This window comes from Amycolatopsis sp. NPDC003865, from assembly GCF_053605345.1.
Genome location: NZ_JBSGJA010000020.1, coordinates 1 through 16,288, shown reverse-complemented (window position 1 = coordinate 16,288; position 16,288 = coordinate 1). Strand labels below are relative to the sequence as shown.

Genomic DNA, 16,288 nt, shown 5'->3' with positions numbered 1-16,288 from the left:
TGACAGCATTTCTGCCACTACCGCAGGAAAATGATCTTGTGTTCCGCCGTCCGGCCGAATTCCGTTCTCTTTCGGAGTCATTTCCCCCTTTGCCCACTAGGGTGAACGCCGTAGTCCCGCGCTGGAGCTGATGGGGGAGTTGTGACCGGTCCGCACGGATACCCGGTGGCACATTCACGTTCGCGTTCATCGACTAGGCCGTCCGGCGTAACGGCGATTCTCGCCGGGCTTCTCGGATTGGCCGCCGCGGTCGCCGCCGGATACGTGCCGGTCAAGATCTACCTCGACATGCCCGCCGAATTCAGTCTCGGCGCGCTGCCGGGCTGGGTGCTGATCGACCTGGCCGGCTACCTCGGCGCCGGGCTGGTGCTCCTGCTGGGCGCCTTGGTGACGTTCTTCCGCGCGACGGCGGGCGCGGTCCTGCTCGGCGCCGGTGCCCTGCTGGCCATCGGGGCGCTGCTGACCGAGCCGCTCTCGGTGGGCGTCCCGCTGGCCCGCTTCGCCGACGCGATGTTCACCCACGGCGGCTTCGCGATGGTCGACCGGGTGGGCCTCGCCGCGCTGGCCGTGCTGGTGCTGGTCCTGGCGTTCGTGCCGCCGACGTTGCGCTACCTGCGCTACCGCACGCCGACGCTGGGGATGTGGGCGAGCCAGGAGGCCTACTCGACCCGGAGCTGGTGACCCGCGCCGGTCACCCCCGGTGATCGGTATCCTCGGCAGCCGTGACCGGAACCGAAGGCCGCACGGCGCGCGCCGCCGCCCTGCTCGCCCTGCTCGGCGGGGTGGTCTACCTGGCCGGGCTCGCCCTGGACGTCGTCTCGCTGCTGCGGTTCCCGGAAGACGCCGGGCGCGTCGCGATCCACGCGGCCGTCGACGCGGTGCTGGCGTCGGCGCTGCTGCCCGGTGGTGTCCTGCTCCTGCGGCGGCAGGACGCGGGCCGGATCGGCTGCATCGCCGGGAGCTCGGCCGCGCTGCTCGCGACGGTGACGTCGGCGGCTCTCGCGGCCGCCGGGGTCACCTTCGGCGGCCCCGGCGACCTGGCGATGGGCGGGCTGACCGCGCTGGCCCTGGTCGTCCCGCCCGCGCTGGTCACCCTGGCGCTCGCCGCGTCCGCCCCGGCCGCCCGCTGGTGCACCCCTGAGATCCATCCCACCTGACGGGAATGTCCGGCCCCCGCCGTACGCTCTACCCATGGTGGACGACTACTCCGTACTGGGATTCGAGACTCGCGCGATCCACGCCGGTCAGAAGCCCGACCCCCGCACCGGCGCCGTGATCGTGCCGATCTACCAGACCTCGACCTACGCGCAGGACGGCGTGGGCGGGACCCGTGAGGGCGACTACGAGTACTCGCGCACCGCGAACCCGACCCGCTCGGCGCTGGAGGAGGCGCTGGCCTCGCTGGAAGGCGGCCGGCACGCGCTGGCCTTCGCGTCCGGCATGGCGGCCTCCGACGTGGTGCTGCGCAGTACCCTGCGCCCCGGTGACCACCTCGTGCTCGGCAACGACGCGTACGGCGGCACGTTCCGCCTGATCGACAAGGTGCTCAGCCTGTGGGGTGTCGAGCACACCGTCGCGAACCTGGCCGACCTCGACGACGTGCGCGCCGCCATCCGCCCCGAGACCAAGCTGATCTGGTGCGAGACGCCGACCAACCCGCTGCTCGGCATCGCCGACATCGCGGCGCTGGCCGGGGTCGCGCACGACGCCGGCGCCCGCCTGGTGGTCGACAACACCTTCGCGACGCCGTACCTCCAGAACCCGCTGTCGCTGGGCGCGGACATCGTCCTGCACTCGACGACGAAGTACCTCGGCGGCCACTCCGACGTCGTCGGCGGCGCGGTCATCACGAACGAGGACGAGCTGCGCGAGCAGTTCTTCTTCCTGCGCAACTCCGCGGGAGCGGTGCCGGGGCCGTTCGACGCGTGGCTGACCCTGCGCGGCATCAAGACCCTCGCCCTGCGCATGGAGCGGCACAGCGACAACGCCGAGCTGATCGTCCAGGCGCTGGTCAAGCACCCCAAGGTGGCGAAGGTCTACTACCCGGGCCTGCCGGAGCACCCGGGCCACGAGACGGCCGCCAAGCAGATGCGCCGCTTCGGCGGGATGGTGTCGTTCAGCCACGCCGACGGCGAGGCGGCGGCCCTGGAGGTGGCGTCCCGCACGAAGCTGTTCATCCTGGCCGAGTCCCTGGGCGGCATCGAGTCGCTGATCGAGCACCCGGGCAAGATGACCCACGCGAGCACGGCCGGCTCGACGCTGCAGGTCCCGGCGGACCTGCTGCGCCTGTCGGTCGGCATCGAAGACGGCCGCGACCTGGTGGCCGACCTGCTGGCCGCACTGGGCTGACCCTCAAGCACCGACGTCGAGACCGCCGCCGTAGAGGCGCTCCACCCGGAGCGTGATCAGCACGCGGCGGTCTTCGACCATGTTGCGCAGGAACACGGCTTCCTCTTCGGGATCGGTGAACGGCGCCTGCATCGCGAGCAGCGCCCGCCCGGTCGCGTCTCCCGGCTCGGTGCTCACGGGCGAGACCTCGGCCACGCCTTCCGCGACGGCGAAGGCCAGGTGGTCGTCGCTGCCGACGTACAGCGACGCGTGCGGGTCGCGAGCCAGCTGGCGGACCTTCGCGCGGCCCGCCGTCGAGCCGATCCGCACGACGCGCTCCCCGGGGTCCCACGCGTAGGCGACGGTCGACAAGTGCGGGAAGCCGGCGCGGTTGACCGTCGCCAGCGCGCCGAAACTGTGGCTGCCGAGCAGCTCGGTCAGCGCGTCTTCGGTGGGCTTCGCGGGTCCCGGGCCGCGGCCCGGTTCGTAAACGGTGGTCACCCGGTGATCATCGGGGACCGGCGGGTCCCGCGGAAGAAGGCACTTTCCTGTTCCCGGGGCACATCGGGGTAACCCGCCAGGTCAGGGGTTGTAGTTCCCGTGCACGACGCCGCCGGACTTCGGGGTGCCCGCGGCCGGGAGGTTCGCGCCGTCCACGCAGCCGCCGACCAGCTCGACGTGGCTGTCGTGGCGGATGTACTGGGCCGGGGACGCGCAGGAGGCGCTGTCCACCGTGATGTACGCGGCTCCGGTGAGCGCGGCGGCCGACGCGAGGCCGATCACGAGCGGGACCAGCCCGGCGGACCGGGTGGCGCGAGCCCGTCGAGCGTCGTTCCCCCGTGCCATGGTTGCTCCCTGTTTACCGTGCGTTGACACGCACCAGGGTACCCGGCCACCCGCCCTGTCAACCTGTGGAGTTCCTGAGTGGCATAGTCCGGGCCATGGAACTCGTCACCATCGAGCGGATCCAGGCCGCCCGGGAACTCCTAAAAGGAGTGACCAGGGTGACGCCGATGGAGCACGCGCGCGACCTGCGCAAGCTCCACGGCGGTCCGGTGCACCTGAAGTGCGAAAACCTGCAGCGCACGGGGTCGTTCAAGATCCGCGGCGCCTACACCCGCATCCACGGCCTCGGCGCCGCCGAGCGCGAACGCGGCGTCGTCGCGGCCAGCGCCGGCAACCACGCGCAGGGCGTCGCGCTCGCGTCGTCGCTGCTGGGGGCCAAGTCCACCGTCTTCATGCCGCTGCGGGCCCCGCTGCCGAAGCTCGCCGCGACCCGCGGGTACGGCGCCGACGTCCACCTCCACGGCGCGCTGCTGGAGGAGACCCTCGCCGCCGCGATCGAGTTCGGCGAACGGACCGGCGCGGTGTTCATCCACCCCTTCGACCACGCGGACGTCATCGCCGGCCAGGGCACCGTCGGCCTCGAGATCCTCGAGCAGGTGCCGGGCGTGAAGACGATCCTGGTCGCCACCGGCGGCGGCGGGCTGGTCGGCGGGGTCGCGTCGGCGGTGAAGGCGGTGCGCCCGGACGTCCGCGTCGTCGGCGTCCAGGCCGAGGAGGCCGCCGCGTACCCGCCGTCGCTGGCCCAGGGCGCGCCCGTCCGGCTGGGCTCGACCTCGACGATGGCCGACGGCATCGCGGTCGGCGAACCGGGCCGGGTCAGCTTCGCGCACGTCGCGTCGCTGGTGGACGACGTCGTGACGGTGTCCGAGGAGTCCCTGTCCCGCGCGGTGCTGCTCTGCCTGGAACGCCGGAAGCTGGTGGTCGAGCCGGCCGGCGCGGCGACCGTCGCGGCCCTGCTGCAGCACCCCGGGATCTTCGAGCCCCCGGTGGTGGCGATCCTTTCGGGCGGCAACGTCGACCCGGTGCTGCTCCTGCAGATCATCCAGCACGGCATGACCGCGGGCGGCCGCTACCTGCGCCTGCACCTGCGCGTCCCGGACCGCCCGGGCTCGCTGGTGGGCGTGCTGTCGTGCGTGAGCGAGCTGGGCGCGAACGTCCTCGACGTCGAGCACTCGCGGATCTCCGGCAGCCTCGACCTCGGCGAGGCCGACATCGTGCTGGCGCTCGAAACCCGCGGTCCCGAGCACTGCAAGGACCTCGAGATCGCGTTGACGAACGCGGGCTACACGGTGGTCTGAGGCTCTTCTCCGGTGATCGCGGCGAGGGCCAGGTCCTTGGCCGGCTCGGGTACTTCCGTCGGTGCGGTGAAGCGGCGGGCCCGGATGTGGGCGACCAGGTCCGGGTCCGGCGGCACGCCGTGCTCACGCAGGTAGTACGCGACCGCGCCGGGCCACGCCCAGGCGCCGTCGGTGCGGAAGTTCATCGGCACCGCGTCCGCGCGGTCCGGCGCGAACGCGTCCGGGCCGTTGCTGCGCGAGGCCAGGATGACCGGCGCCGCGTCGAGGTACGCGAGCACCCGTTCGATCTCCGCCGGGACCAGCTGCGGGCGGCGGATGAGCGGGCGGCCCGACGCGTCGAGGCCGTCGTAGATCCGCGGTGTGCGCACCTCGCCGTCGGCGGCCGGCGGGGTCAGGCCGGCGCGCTCGCGCAGCCAGGCCGGGATGTGCTCATCGGCGCGCGGGAAGAACCGCAGCTCGTCGGCGAACCCGATCGGCGGCGGCTGCTGCCGGAACGGCGGTTCGAGGTCGGGCCGCACGAAGTCGACGTCGGGCGGCTGCGCCGGTTCGAACACGAAGATCGCGCCCAGCCACGTGCCGACGCCGGGCTGGTACATGCCCGACCGCAGCACCCCGAGCAGCCGCACCGCTTCCGGGTGCGGCTGTCCGGGCCGGGGCAGGCCGTCCGGCCCGGTCACCAGCAGGTCGGCTTCGACGTGCCGCCCGGCCGCGCGGTACTCCACGCGCAGCTGCCGCCACCCCGGCGGCACCTGCGACATCAGCACCGCCCCGATCTGGCGGACGATCTCCTGCTGCTGGTCCGGGCGCAGCGGCCCCGGCGGCTGGGTCATTCCGTTCCTCTCCTCGCCGTCTACGCCGGCGGCCGGTCGCCCAGCAGGAAGTTCGTGGGCAGGTACCCGGATTCGACGTCGACCTCCAGGCCGGCCGAACGCGCCAGCACAGCCACCGCGAGCGGGGCGAGGGCGAGGAAGCCGGCGGGGTCGTCGACGAGCTCTTCGTCGCTCGTCCAGAAGCTGCGGTGCTGTTCGAGCGCCCTGGTCAAGGAGGTGGTGAACTTCTCCTGGTCCCGGCGGAGCACGTAGTAGAACATCTCGATCGGCGGGTAGACGAGCTGCAGCAGGGTCCGCCGCGGCGTGTTCCGGACGGCGTCCGGGTCGGTGCCGTCCATCACCGCGCCGAACAGCTCCGCCGGGATCTCGCGGCGGGTCAGGAAGTTCCGCACGCTCTCGAGCCAAGGGCCCATGTACGCGTCGTACTCGCCGGACGCCAGCGGCAGGTCGAGCGGAACCGAACAGAGCCGCTGAACGAGGTCGTCGTTGCGGTCGACCACGGCCAGCCAGGTCGCGGTGAGCCAGGTGCCGGCGTCCGCCGTCGAGGTGGGGCCGGTGGCGGCGATGCGCATCGGCCGGGTGACGACGGCTTCGACCTCGCCCTCGCCGGTGGCCGCCGCGAAGATCGCCGTGCCCGCTTCGGCCGCCGTCCGCAGGTCGCGCCAGGTTTCCGGGTCGGCGGCGGCGGGATCGACCACGCTGCGGTACTGCGTGAGCGTCATCGCCCGGCGGAGCACGTTGTTCAGCGCGCTCGGATCGGTTTCGACGTAGTCGATGTAGAAGCCGATCTTCCGGGACAGGGAGTCGACCTGCTTGCGGGCGACGTCCTGGTCAATGGGGTGCCTCGACACGGTGGTCATCGATCTCATTCCGCCGGTGGTGCCGGTAGTGGCGACTGGTAGCCGTAACCGTTGTACGGCTTGTAATCGTAGCCAGTGTTGACGTGCGTGCTGCCCGACTCGTCGACCCGCGCGCGGACCTCCACGTAGTCGAGCCGGTGCTCCAGCTTGGCCCGCTCCAGCGCGTCCGCGAGGTCCGGATCCGTCTTTTCCATCCGCCGGACGAGGTAGTCGAAGTACTCGGGGTGGCCCTGCTGGAAGGTCCGGTCCCGGACGCGGTCGTAGTGGGTGCTCGGCTGCCCGCCGGGCCCCTTCGCCTCGTGGACGATGTAGTGCGGCTCGCCGCCGTTCTTGTAGTCGACCTCCCAGATGTGGTCGAAGTTGCCGGCGCCGGGCTTGCCCCCGTCGATCGGGTGCCGTGGCGTGATCTCGGCCCGCACGTTGCCGTCCGCGTCGACGATCTGGTAGCGGTGGCTGCCCTCCGGCGCGTCCGGGTGCGGCCGGACGTCGAAGTCCTCGCCGGGGAAGGACGCGGAGAAGTCCCGGTGCAGCCGGTCGCGCAGGGCGTGCCCGGACGCCTCTTCGCCGAGCCGTTCGGAGGCGTCGTTCCTCGCGTTGTGCTTGTCGACCCAGTCGTCGGCGTCCTTCGGCGTGTCGTGGTACTCGTCCTGGGCCACCTGGCGGTCGTGGACACGGTCGTCGATGCGGTCGTAGTCGGTTTCGCGCCAGTTCCGGGTGTCGGGCACCTCCCCGGGCTCGTGCTGGCCGGGAGCCTGGTCGTGCCCGGTCGCCGGTTCGTGCCCCTCCGGGGTCACTTCGTGCTCCGGCGTCCGCTGCGGCGGGTGCGTCGAGGAGCGGGATTCGTCGAAGCCGAGCGACTCCGCCGGCGGCCGGTCGCTCTTGAACCGCGGTTGCCCGTCGACGAGGTCGAGCTGGGGTGGCGGCGGGATGACGTTCGCGTGGCGGTGGTTGATGACCAGCTCTTCGCCGTGCTCGGTCGGCCGCCGGTAGTAGTGCTTCTTGATGTACTCCGGGTCGGCGATGTTCTCGCGGGGCGTGCGCCCGTCCGGACCGGGGCGGTCCTGCCAGCCCGGCTCTTCGCCGCGGGCGCGCGCGGTGTCGGCCGACGCCGCCCGGTCGTGGGTGCCGGGGGCGAACCCGTCGTCGCCCGCCCGGTGCGTCGAGCCGTCCGGCTGGTGGGCGTTCCACTCGCCGTCCGGCGGGATCCGCGGCCGCATCCGGCCGTCCGGGCCGATTTCGTAGTCGGAGGAGAAGACGCGGCCGTTCGAGTCGGTCCAGGCGGGCCGGGTGGGGGCGAGGACTTCGGTGTCGAGCTCGCGCGAAAGCCGGTGCGCGAAGTCGTTGGAGCTCGCGTCGCAGCCGATCAGCCGGATCGGGCGGCCGTCGTAGTCGCCGTTGCGGCGCAGGACGTCCGCGAACTCTTCGGGGGTGTAGAGCCGGTCGCCGATGCGGGCGTGGCCGTCGGGCGTGACGTGCACGTCGACGGTGTAGCGGCCGTCCGGGTCGGGGTGCACGCGGTGCGGCAGGTCGCCCATGTCCGGGTCGCCGGCGTGGTACGAGCTGCCGGAGGGGGTGCTTTCGGAGTGGCGGGCGTTGACCTCGTCCGGCGTGAGCGGCTCGTGGTGCGGTGCGCCGCCGTCGCCCTCGTGGTGGCCGGAGGTGTTCTCGTGCGGGGTGTTCTCGTGCGGGGTGTTTTCGTGCGGGTGGCCGGGGGCGCCGCCGTCGGGGCTGTGCGGGCCGCCGGGGCGGTTGCCGGGCGCGTGGGTGTCGGGGCCGTGGGTGCCGGGCCCGAAGCCGCGGGCCGCCGGGGCGGGCGCGTCCGGGGTGCGCGGCCGGCCGCCGGGCAGGTCACCGCCGGTGCGGGGCCGGCCGGGGGCGTCGACGTGCGGGCTGTGCGCGCCGGGGCTGCCCGGGGTGCCGGTCCAGCCGCCGCCGGTGCGCGGCGAGCCACCGCCGAGCCCGCCGCCGCCGGGACCGCCCCCGGGCGGCATGCCACCGCCGCCGCCCATCATCGGAGCGCCGCCCTGCGACGGGACGGCGGCACCGTCGCCACCGCGGGGGGAGGGGAGGGTGCCGGGATCCCCGGTCCGCGGAGCGGCGGGCGCAGTACCACTGGCCGAGGTGGTGCCATCGGCCCGCGGCGGCGCGGCATTGCTGGGGGAATCGGTCCCGGCGTGCGAGGGGGTGCTGTCGCCGCCACGGGCAGGTGAAGGACTGCTGTCCCCACCCCGCGACGGAGTGCTGTCTCCGGTGTGGGAGGGCGCGCTGTCGCTTCCGCGGGTGGGTGAGGGAGTGCTGTCGCTGGCCCGCGATGGGGTGCTGTCCCCGGTGTGCGACGGGGTGCTGTCGCTTCCGCGGGTGGGCGAGGGAGTGTTGTCGCTGGCCCGCGATGGTGTGTTGTCGCCGGTGTGGGAGGGGGTGCTGTCGCTTCCGCGGGTGTGCGAGGGCGTGCTGTCGCCACCTCGGGTCGGCGAGGGACTGTTGTCGCCGGCCCGCGATGGGGTGCTGTCCCCGGTGTGGGAAGGGCTGTTGTCGCCGGTGTGCGACGGCGTGCTGTCGCCACCTCGGGTCGGTGAAGGACCGCTGTCGCCGGTGTGCGAAGGGGCGCTGTCGCTGCCCCGGGTCGGCGAAGGACTGCTGTCGCCCGAAGGCGATCGCGTCGGCGAAGAGCTTGAATCGCCCGAGCGCGAAGGGGAATCGTCCCCGGTGTGGGACGGCGCCCCGTCTCCGTCGCCCGTGTGCGACGGCGAGCTGTCCCCGTCCGGTGACCCCGATCCCTCCCGGCTCGAACTCCGGCGGGACCCGGGGTCGGTGTTCGTCGGGTCGGAACTCGGCGAATCCCCACGGCCATCGCCCGAGCCGGTCGACGAATCCTCGCCGCCGTGCGAGGAATCCCCGTCGCCGGAATGCGAGGAATCCCCCTCGCCGCCGTGGGAACCGTCGGAACCGTCCCCGCCCGAGGATCCCTCACCTTCGCCGGAATGCGCACCGTCCCCACCGTGGGCGCGGGTGTGCACCCCGCCGCCCTCCTTGGGGATCTTGTGGACGAACCCGCCCTCCTTGACCTTCAACCCGTCCAGGCCGCTGACCTTGCCCAGCACCTTGCCGAACACCTTCGCGATCTTCTCGAAGACATCGACCAGCTTGGACAGCAGCGGCGACACCTTGCGAATGGTGTCGGTCAGCTTCTTGAGCAGCTCCCCGATCTTCTTGCCCCACTTGGCGATCGCCGCCGAGGCCTGCGCCACCACCACCGGCGTGCCGAAGCCGAGGGAGAAGACCTCCTCCATCACCCACGCGATCAGCTTGCCGACCAGGTCCGCGATCAGCTGCCGCACCGTCTCGCGGACGAACGACACGACCTGGCCCATGATCATCGTGACCGTGCTGATCGCGCCGGCGACCGTCGCCGCGCCCGAAAGCGCTTCGCTGTGCTCGGCGGCGAACTTGCGGTAGGCGTCGGCGCCCGCGCCCGTCCAGCCCGTCGTGCCGTTCTTGACCGCGTTGTCGAAGTCGGTCTTGCGCTCGCCCAGCGCCTTCGAGACGTTGCCCCAGGTGTCGGCGTAGGACTGGATCACCGGCGGGTTGCCCGCCACCGAATCCAGCATGTCCTTCAGCGGCTGGACGTGTTCCATCAGGAACGAGGCCACCGACGACATCAGGTAGCCGAACGGGTCGATCGCCGCGCCGGCGATCTCCCCGGCCAGCGACAGCATCCCCAGGCCGCCGGAAACCCAGTCGCCGTCCTTGATGCCGTTGAACGCGTCCATCGACGACTCGGCGATGCCGATACCGCCGGCCCAGCCGTAGTCACCGTTGCCCGCGGTGAAGGCGCCCGGCCCGTCCGGGTCCTTCTTCGCGTCGACGACGAGCGGGTTCCCCTCCGGCATCACGCACCGCCCGCGGACTTGTTCAGGTCGTCGGCGACGCCGGATTCGTACTTGTGGTACGCCGCCGCGGCTTCACGGACCTTGCCCGACACCGCCGTCATCGCCTGCACGGCGTCCTTGAGCGCGTCGATCCCGTACTGCTCGACCGGGTCCAGCATCATCCGGAACGGCTGGCAGAGGATGCCGTACGCGTCGGTCGGCATGCTGACCTGGTTCGCCGCGTCGACGGCCTGCTGCAGCCCGTCCCCGATGGCGTCGAGCTGGTGGGCGTGCGCCGTCAGGTCGGTGCTGAGTTCCACATCCGTCATCGGTTCCCCCTCAGGAAAGGATCGGTCCGCCGAAGTCGTCGTCATCGTCGGTGTCGGCCGGACGCCGGCGCCGCGGCGGCTGCGGCGGGGCGGGCGGCGCCGGTGGCTGCGGCGGGGTGCGCGGCTGCTGCTCGTCGGTCTCCTCCGGCAGGAACCGGCGGACGCGGTCGGGCTCCGGGAACGCGGGCTCGGGCTCCGGCGGCGGCTGCGGGAACGTGCTCTGCGCCTCGCGGACGATCTCCGCCGCGGCCTGGTCACCCGTGCCGGTGGTCTCGCTCATCGCCTGCTGCAGCAGTTCGGGGATCCGGGCCTGCGCGCGCTGGACGAGCTGCATCACCTGGGCCGACACCTCGGCCATCCGCTTGTTCGTGGCGGTTTCCGCGATGACGAGGTTCTTCAGCAGGCCGCGCGAATCGACGGTCACCTGGACCGTGCCGTCCTTCGACCGCTCGGTGACCGACTGGCCCTGCACGCGATCGGCCAGCGCCTGGTACCGGGCGGCGTTCTCCTCGAGCCGCTTGGTCCAGTTGTCGATCATCGCGTCGCTGGCGTCGATGCTGTCCGGCATCACGGCCCCTTCTCTCTGCTTCCCCACCTTGACGGATCCGGGACGCCGTCGGTTCCCGATTCACGTCAAAGGCCACCATAGGGGACCCGGAGGTTCCCGATGGTGGCCTTTGACCGAGATGTGTCAGAGGTTGCCGCGGCGCTCCTGTTCGCGCTCGATGGCCTCGAACAGCGCCTTGAAGTTGCCCTTGCCGAAGCCGAGCGAGCCGTGGCGCTCGATCAGCTCGTAGAAGACGGTCGGGCGGTCGCCGATCGGCTTCGTGAAGATCTGCAGCAGGTAGCCGTCCTCGTCGCGGTCGACCAGGATGCTGTGCTCCTTGAGCGTCTCGATCGGCACGCGGACGTTGCCGATCCGGGCGCGCAGCTCCGGGTCGTCGTAGTAGGAGTCCGGGGTGTCGAGGAACTCGACGCCGGCGGCGCGCATCGCGGTGACCGTCGCGATGATGTCGTTGGTGGCCAGCGCGATGTGCTGGCAGCCGGCACCGTCGTAGAACTCGAGGTACTCGTCGATCTGCGACTTCTTCTTCGCGACGGCCGGCTCGTTCAGCGGGAACTTGACCCGGTGGTTGCCGTTCGACACGACCTTGCTCATCAGCGCCGAGTACTCGGTCGCGATGTCGTCGCCGACGAACTCCGCCATGTTCACGAAGCCCATGACGCGGTGGTACCAGTCGACCCAGTAGTCCATCTTGCCGAGCTCGACGTTGCCGACGCAGTGGTCGACGGCCTGGAACAGCCGCTTCGGCGCGCCCTCGGGCCGCTTGATCGTGCTCTCGCGCGGCTCGTAGCCGGGCAGGTAGACGCCGGTGTAGCGCGACCGGTCGACCAGGGAGTGGCGGGTCTCGCCGTAGGTCGCGATGGCCGCCATGCGGACCGTGCCGTGCTCGTCGGAGACGTCGTGCGGCTCCTCGAGGATGGTCGCGCCCTGCGTGCGGGCGTGCTCGACGCACTTGTCGACGTCGGTGGTCTCCAGCGCCAGGTCGATGACACCGTCGCCGTGCTTGCGGTGGTGGTCCAGCAGCGGCGAGTCCGGCTTCACGCCGCCGGTGATGACGAACCGGGCCGAGCCGGACTTCAGCACGTAGGACTTGCGCTCGAAGTCGCCGGTCTCGGGGCCCGAGTACGCGACGAGCTGCATCCCGAACGCGATCTGGTAGTACCAGGCGGTCTGGGTGGCGTTGCCGGCGATGAACACCACCGCGTCCATGGCCTTGACCGGGAACGGGTCGGTCGAGGCGTCGTGGTCCACGAGCCCGACGAGCTGACGCAGCTGGTCGTAGCTGACGTCGTCGAGCGCACCCTGGGGTTCGGCAGTCTGGGTCATACCCCGAAGGATCATCCCTTCGAGGCAAGATGCGCAATGGTCTCTGTTTTAGCTGGACACTCTGACCAGTGACTGCCGGGTACGGGCTGTCATCATGGACAATCTGTGCATGCCGGAGAACCTGGATGCGCTGGATGCGCGACTGCTGCTGTTGCTCACCGACTCCCCGCGCCTCGGCGTGCTGGAGTGCGCGCGGCGGCTGGGGGTCGCGCGCGGCACGGTCCAGGCGCGCCTCGACCGGCTGACCGAGCGCGGCATCCTCGGCGGCTTCCCGCCGGAACTGGACCTGGCGGCGATGGGCTACGGCCTGACGGCGTTCGCGTGGCTGGAGATCGCCCAGGGCCGCCGCGCGGAGGTCACGGAAGCGCTTTCGGCGATCGACGAGGTGTGCGAGGTCCACGCGACGACCGGCCAGGGCGACCTGTTCGTCCGGATGGTCGCGCGCGGCAACGACGACCTGCAGCGGGTGATCGACGAGGTGGTCGGGGTCCCGGACGTGCTGCGGACGTCGACGTCGATCGCGTTGTCGACGCCGGTGCCGCCGCGGGTCCGCCCGCTGCTGGAGCGGACCGCGCGGGGCTGAGGCTCAGACGACCTGGGCCAGGTAGCGCTTGGCCGAGCGCTGGACGACCTCGAAGCCGTCGGTCCGCACGATCGCGTCCCACCAGGCGCCGTAGATCGCTTCGAAGCGATATCCGGCCAGCAGCTCCGCCGCCCGGCGGACCACCTCCGGCCGTTCCGGGATCAGGTTCGGGTAGCTGTACATGAAGCCGACGTGAGTCCGGTCGGGGATGACCTGCACGATGTCGCCGGAGAGCAGCGCGCCCTGCCCGTCTTCGCCGTCCGGCCAGTGCAGGACCGTGCCGCCGATGAAGTGCACGCCGAGGTTGATCAGGCGCAGGTCCTCGGCGATGTCGAGGGTGGTGCCCGACCACAGCTTGACCGCCGGGTCGGGCCGGCCGATCCACTGCTGGTCGCCTTCGTGCAGGTAGATCGGCACGTCGAACGCGTGCGCCCACTCGACCATCGTCGTGTAGTAGTGCGGGTGGCTGATCGCGATGCCGGTGATGCCCCCGAGGTCGCGCACCTGCTGGACGAGGGCGTCGTCGAGGTAGGCGGCGCAGTCCCAGAGGAAGTTCCCGGACCGCGCCTGGACCAGCAGCGCGCGTTCGCCGATCGCGAACCCGGGGGTCGAGCCGACGCCGATGATGCCCGGCCCCTGCTCTTCGATCCGCGGCGTGTACGTGCCGCTTTCGCGGAGCGCGGAAAGGTTCGTCCACCGCTGCCCGGACTGCGGGACGTACTGGCGTTCGTCCTCGCAGATCGGGCAGTCGTCGCGGGCCACGGCGTACTGCATGCCGCACGCCTGGCAGATCGGTTCGGTGCTCACGGTGCTGTCCTCCCAGAATGTGGATCCTGGGAGGACACGCTAGCCGCGATTACTTGCCGTCGGAGTAAGGAACAGCCTTGACGAGGGTGACCTTCTGCAGCTTGCCGTTGGGCAGCTCGTACTCGCGGGACTCGCCCTCCTTGGCGCCGAGCAGGGCCTTGCCCAGCGGCGACTCCGGGGAGTACACGTCGAGCTCGCCTTCGGCGCCCTCTTCGCGGGTGGCCAGGAGGAACTTCTCGTCCTCGTCGTCGCCCTCGTAGCGGACGGTGAGGACCTTGCCCGGGCCGGCGGTGCCGTCGTTCGCGGGCGCCTCGCCGACCTTGGCCGAGCGCAGCAGCTCCTGCAGGTGCCGGATGCGCGCCTCGGCCTGGCCCTGTTCCTCACGGGCGGCGTGGTAGCCGCCGTTCTCCTTGAGGTCGCCCTCTTCGCGGCTGTCGTTGATGCGCGCGGCGATGACCGGACGATTCTCGATCATTTCGTCGAGCTCGTGCTTGAGCCGGTCGTAGGCATCCTGGGTCAGCCAGGTCACCTTGGTGTCGCTCACGGTCACCATCTCCTCGTCGGGCCTGCCAGGCTTGCGTGTTCAAGCCGGCCCACACGGGCGTAGGTGCCCGCGTGGCTGAGATAAAGGAAAAACACGGCCCGTCGCGGGCCGTGCTGAACGGTCAGAGTATCACGGCGCGACAGGTCGACGCCCGTTAAATCCGCATGCCGTGGGCGTTGGGCGCGCGGTTCACCCCGTTGGCCGCTATGGGGTTGACAAATACTGTGGTACCTCGTATGAGCAGCCGTACACGTCGGCGGTCACCGGTTCCCCGATGCTCTTGATCGTCGTACTCATCCTGCTGTACTTCGCGCCGGCGGGGATCAGGAGCTCTTTGCGGCCGCTCTCCGCGCCGGTCTTGTCGCGGACCCGGACGATGCACACGCCCGGCCTGCTGTTGTCGTCCCGCGTCACGTTGATGGTGATTTCCATCGCGTTGCCCGGTTTCTCGCTGAACGCGACCCGCTCGGCGTCGATCGGCGCGGACCCGAGGTTGACGTACGCGACCCACGCGATCACGCCGCTGACCAGCAGGGCGATCGCCAGGAAGAGCCACCGGCGCCAGCGCCGGGGCGCCTTCGCGCGGCTGGTGCCGTACCGGCCCTCGGGCAGCGCGGGGGCTGCCGTTTCCGCCGGTCCGCCTGCCAACGCGGGGCCTCCTGCTCGTTCTTGTCGTACCCGTGGGGACAATGGTGGGGCGGGTACGGCTTCGAGTATCCGCCCGCTGGGTGGGCGGCCCGCAGGTGGGTCGCGGAATACGGGTAGAGAAGGAGTCGTTCGCAGCATGGTGGACCAGGAGACGAAGCCGCGCTTGCGCATGATGGCCGTGCACGCACACCCGGACGACGAGTCGAGCAAGGGCGCCGCCACGATGGCGCGCTACGCCGCCGAAGGGCACGAGGTGCTCGTCGTCACGTGCACCGGGGGTGAAGCGGGCAGCATCCTCAACCCGGCGATGGACCGGCCCGAGGTGCTCGCGAACATGTCCGAGATCCGCCGGGAGGAGATGGCCCGGGCGGCCAAGATCCTCGGCGTGAGCCAGCGCTGGCTGGGCTTCGTCGACTCCGGCCTGCCGGAGGGCGACCCGCTGCCGCCGGTGCCCGAGGGCTCGTTCGCGGTCGTGCCGCTCGAGGAGTCGACCGAGGCGCTGGTGCGCGTGATCCGCGAGTTCCGCCCGCACGTCATCACGACGTACGACGAGAACGGCGGCTACCCGCACCCCGACCACATCCGCACGCACGAGGTGACGATGGCGGCGTGGGACGCGGCGCCGGACCCGGAGCGCTTCCCCGACGCCGGCGAGCCGTGGCAGCCGCTGAAGCTGTACTACATGCACGGCTTCTCGAAGGCCCGGATGATCGCCTTCGACGCGGCGCTGAAGGAGGCCGGGCTCGAGTCGCCGTACACCGAGTGGCTGGCCAAGTGGGACCCGGATCGCGCCGATGTGATGGAGCGGGTGACGACCCGCGTCGAGTGCGGTGAATACTTCGAGACGCGGGACGAGGCGCTCAAGGCGCACGCCACGCAGATCGACCCGAACAGCCGCTGGTTCTTCGTCCCGTTGGAGATCCAGCGCGAGACTTGGCCGACGGAGGAGTACGAGCTGGTCAAGTCCCAGGTCGACAGCACGTTGCCGGAGGACGACCTGTTCGCCGGCATCGGAGTCGAGGAGAAGGTGAACACATGAGTCTGACGCTGCCGGCCGGCGTGGCGCTTCCGGTGACCGCGTCGGCCCTGGTCTTGACGCAGCAGCCGGGTGACGGCGACAACGGCGGGCAGGGGGAGGACTTCGGCAAGTCCTCCCCGGTCGGCTTCCTGGTGCTGATCCTGTTCCTCATCGCGGTGGCGTTCCTGGTCCGGTCGATGACTAAGCACTTGAAGCGGGTTCCGGCCAGCTTCGACGAGCCTCCCGCGGAGGCCGCGCCCGAGGCTGAGGCTCCGGAGAAGGCCGAGGAACCGGAGCCGGAGAAGAAGCAGCCGAATGGCACCTCGTCGGGCAAAGCCGACTGAGATCTTCCCTGGTTGCGGCAACCCCGAAGCCTGATTGTGACTACGGCCGGCGGCACCGCGTCAAGGCGGGAAAGATGCCTTGACCCGGTGCCC

18 protein-coding genes are annotated in these 16,288 nt (G+C 71.1%); 7 read left to right on the top strand and 11 right to left on the bottom strand.

All coding sequences use genetic code 11. From position 1 onward, the window contains the following. The first annotated feature begins 237 nt into the window (after nt 1–237). Genes ACWEVP_RS36950 through ACWEVP_RS36940 form a run of 3 tightly spaced genes read left to right on the top strand, consistent with a single transcriptional unit; the run spans nt 238 to nt 2,349 of the window. The gene (locus ACWEVP_RS36950; RefSeq protein WP_452067211.1) at nt 238–681 is read left to right on the top strand and encodes a hypothetical protein; all 444 of its coding nucleotides are present in this window, start codon (nt 238–240) and stop codon (nt 679–681) included. A 41-nt stretch (nt 682–722) separates the two neighbouring features. Beyond that, entirely contained in the window at nt 723–1,157 is a 435-nt protein-coding gene (locus ACWEVP_RS36945; protein WP_452067210.1) for a hypothetical protein, read from the top strand. 34 nt (nt 1,158–1,191) lie between these two features. Further along, on the top strand, nt 1,192–2,349 hold the full coding sequence (locus ACWEVP_RS36940) for a cystathionine gamma-synthase (RefSeq protein ID WP_452067209.1): 1,158 nt from the start codon (nt 1,192–1,194) through the stop codon (nt 2,347–2,349). A gap of 3 nt (nt 2,350–2,352) precedes the next feature. On the opposite strand, the gene ACWEVP_RS36935 is transcribed toward ACWEVP_RS36940, so the two are convergent. Continuing rightward, nucleotides 2,353–2,829 (bottom strand): TIGR03618 family F420-dependent PPOX class oxidoreductase, encoded by a 477-nt coding sequence (locus ACWEVP_RS36935; RefSeq protein WP_452067208.1) that lies wholly within the window; start codon nt 2,827–2,829, stop codon nt 2,353–2,355. An 81-nt stretch (nt 2,830–2,910) separates the two neighbouring features. After that, nucleotides 2,911–3,174, bottom strand: a complete 264-nt coding sequence (locus tag ACWEVP_RS36930) for a hypothetical protein (protein ID WP_364453480.1) — start codon at nt 3,172–3,174, stop codon at nt 2,911–2,913. A gap of 95 nt (nt 3,175–3,269) precedes the next feature. Between ACWEVP_RS36930 and ilvA the strand changes: the two genes are divergently transcribed. Then, a complete protein-coding gene (ilvA, locus tag ACWEVP_RS36925) occupies nt 3,270–4,472 on the top strand; it encodes a threonine ammonia-lyase (protein ID WP_452067207.1) in 1,203 nt (400 codons plus the stop codon). Here ilvA and ACWEVP_RS36920 read toward each other — a convergent pair. The 6 genes from ACWEVP_RS36920 to hppD all read right to left on the bottom strand — a co-directional run bounded on the left by ACWEVP_RS36920 (nt 4,457) and on the right by hppD (nt 12,251). Further along, nucleotides 4,457–5,302 (bottom strand): ferredoxin, encoded by an 846-nt coding sequence (locus tag ACWEVP_RS36920; protein ID WP_452067206.1) that lies wholly within the window; start codon nt 5,300–5,302, stop codon nt 4,457–4,459. The genes ilvA and ACWEVP_RS36920 overlap by 16 nt on opposite strands. Nucleotides 5,303–5,322: 20 nt before the next feature. Further along, nucleotides 5,323–6,162, bottom strand: coding sequence for an immunity 49 family protein (locus ACWEVP_RS36915; protein ID WP_452067205.1), 840 nt, complete (start codon nt 6,160–6,162; stop codon nt 5,323–5,325). Nucleotides 6,163–6,167: 5 nt separating this feature from the next. Then, complete coding sequence (locus tag ACWEVP_RS36910; protein WP_452067204.1) at nt 6,168–10,052, bottom strand: hypothetical protein; 3,885 nt, start codon at nt 10,050–10,052, stop codon at nt 6,168–6,170. Next, nucleotides 10,052–10,360 (bottom strand): type VII secretion target, encoded by a 309-nt coding sequence (locus tag ACWEVP_RS36905; protein ID WP_436393472.1) that lies wholly within the window; start codon nt 10,358–10,360, stop codon nt 10,052–10,054. The genes ACWEVP_RS36910 and ACWEVP_RS36905 overlap by 1 nt, the downstream gene beginning before the upstream one ends. A 10-nt stretch (nt 10,361–10,370) precedes the next feature. Further along, nucleotides 10,371–10,928: a YbaB/EbfC family nucleoid-associated protein gene (locus tag ACWEVP_RS36900; protein WP_452067203.1), complete on the bottom strand. Its 558-nt coding sequence runs from the start codon at nt 10,926–10,928 to the stop codon at nt 10,371–10,373. A gap of 123 nt (nt 10,929–11,051) precedes the next feature. Then, complete coding sequence (hppD, locus tag ACWEVP_RS36895; RefSeq protein WP_452067202.1) at nt 11,052–12,251, bottom strand: 4-hydroxyphenylpyruvate dioxygenase; 1,200 nt, start codon at nt 12,249–12,251, stop codon at nt 11,052–11,054. Nucleotides 12,252–12,360: 109 nt separating this feature from the next. On the opposite strand from hppD, the gene ACWEVP_RS36890 reads away from it, so the two are divergent. Beyond that, on the top strand, nt 12,361–12,834 hold the full coding sequence (locus tag ACWEVP_RS36890) for an Lrp/AsnC family transcriptional regulator (RefSeq protein WP_160696256.1): 474 nt from the start codon (nt 12,361–12,363) through the stop codon (nt 12,832–12,834). A 3-nt stretch (nt 12,835–12,837) separates the two neighbouring features. Here ACWEVP_RS36890 and ACWEVP_RS36885 read toward each other — a convergent pair whose 3' ends face one another. From ACWEVP_RS36885 to ACWEVP_RS36875, 3 genes are all read right to left on the bottom strand, one after another. Then, nucleotides 12,838–13,641: an MBL fold metallo-hydrolase gene (locus ACWEVP_RS36885; RefSeq protein ID WP_452067201.1), complete on the bottom strand. Its 804-nt coding sequence runs from the start codon at nt 13,639–13,641 to the stop codon at nt 12,838–12,840. A gap of 49 nt (nt 13,642–13,690) precedes the next feature. After that, a complete protein-coding gene (gene greA, locus ACWEVP_RS36880; protein WP_286002088.1) occupies nt 13,691–14,194 on the bottom strand; it encodes a transcription elongation factor GreA in 504 nt (167 codons plus the stop codon). 195 nt (nt 14,195–14,389) lie between these two features. Further along, nucleotides 14,390–14,833 carry a DUF4307 domain-containing protein gene (locus tag ACWEVP_RS36875; RefSeq protein ID WP_452067200.1) on the bottom strand — a complete coding sequence of 148 codons (444 nt, stop codon included), beginning with the start codon at nt 14,831–14,833 and terminating at the stop codon, nt 14,390–14,392. Nucleotides 14,834–14,969: 136 nt separating this feature from the next. Between ACWEVP_RS36875 and mca the strand changes: the two genes are divergently transcribed. Both mca and ACWEVP_RS36865 read left to right on the top strand, forming a co-directional pair. After that, nucleotides 14,970–15,872, top strand: a complete 903-nt coding sequence (gene mca / locus ACWEVP_RS36870) for a mycothiol conjugate amidase Mca (RefSeq protein ID WP_452067199.1) — start codon at nt 14,970–14,972, stop codon at nt 15,870–15,872. Next, on the top strand, nt 15,869–16,195 hold the full coding sequence (locus tag ACWEVP_RS36865; protein ID WP_452067198.1) for a hypothetical protein: 327 nt from the start codon (nt 15,869–15,871) through the stop codon (nt 16,193–16,195). The genes mca and ACWEVP_RS36865 overlap by 4 nt, the downstream gene beginning before the upstream one ends. Nucleotides 16,196–16,288 lie beyond the last annotated feature (93 nt).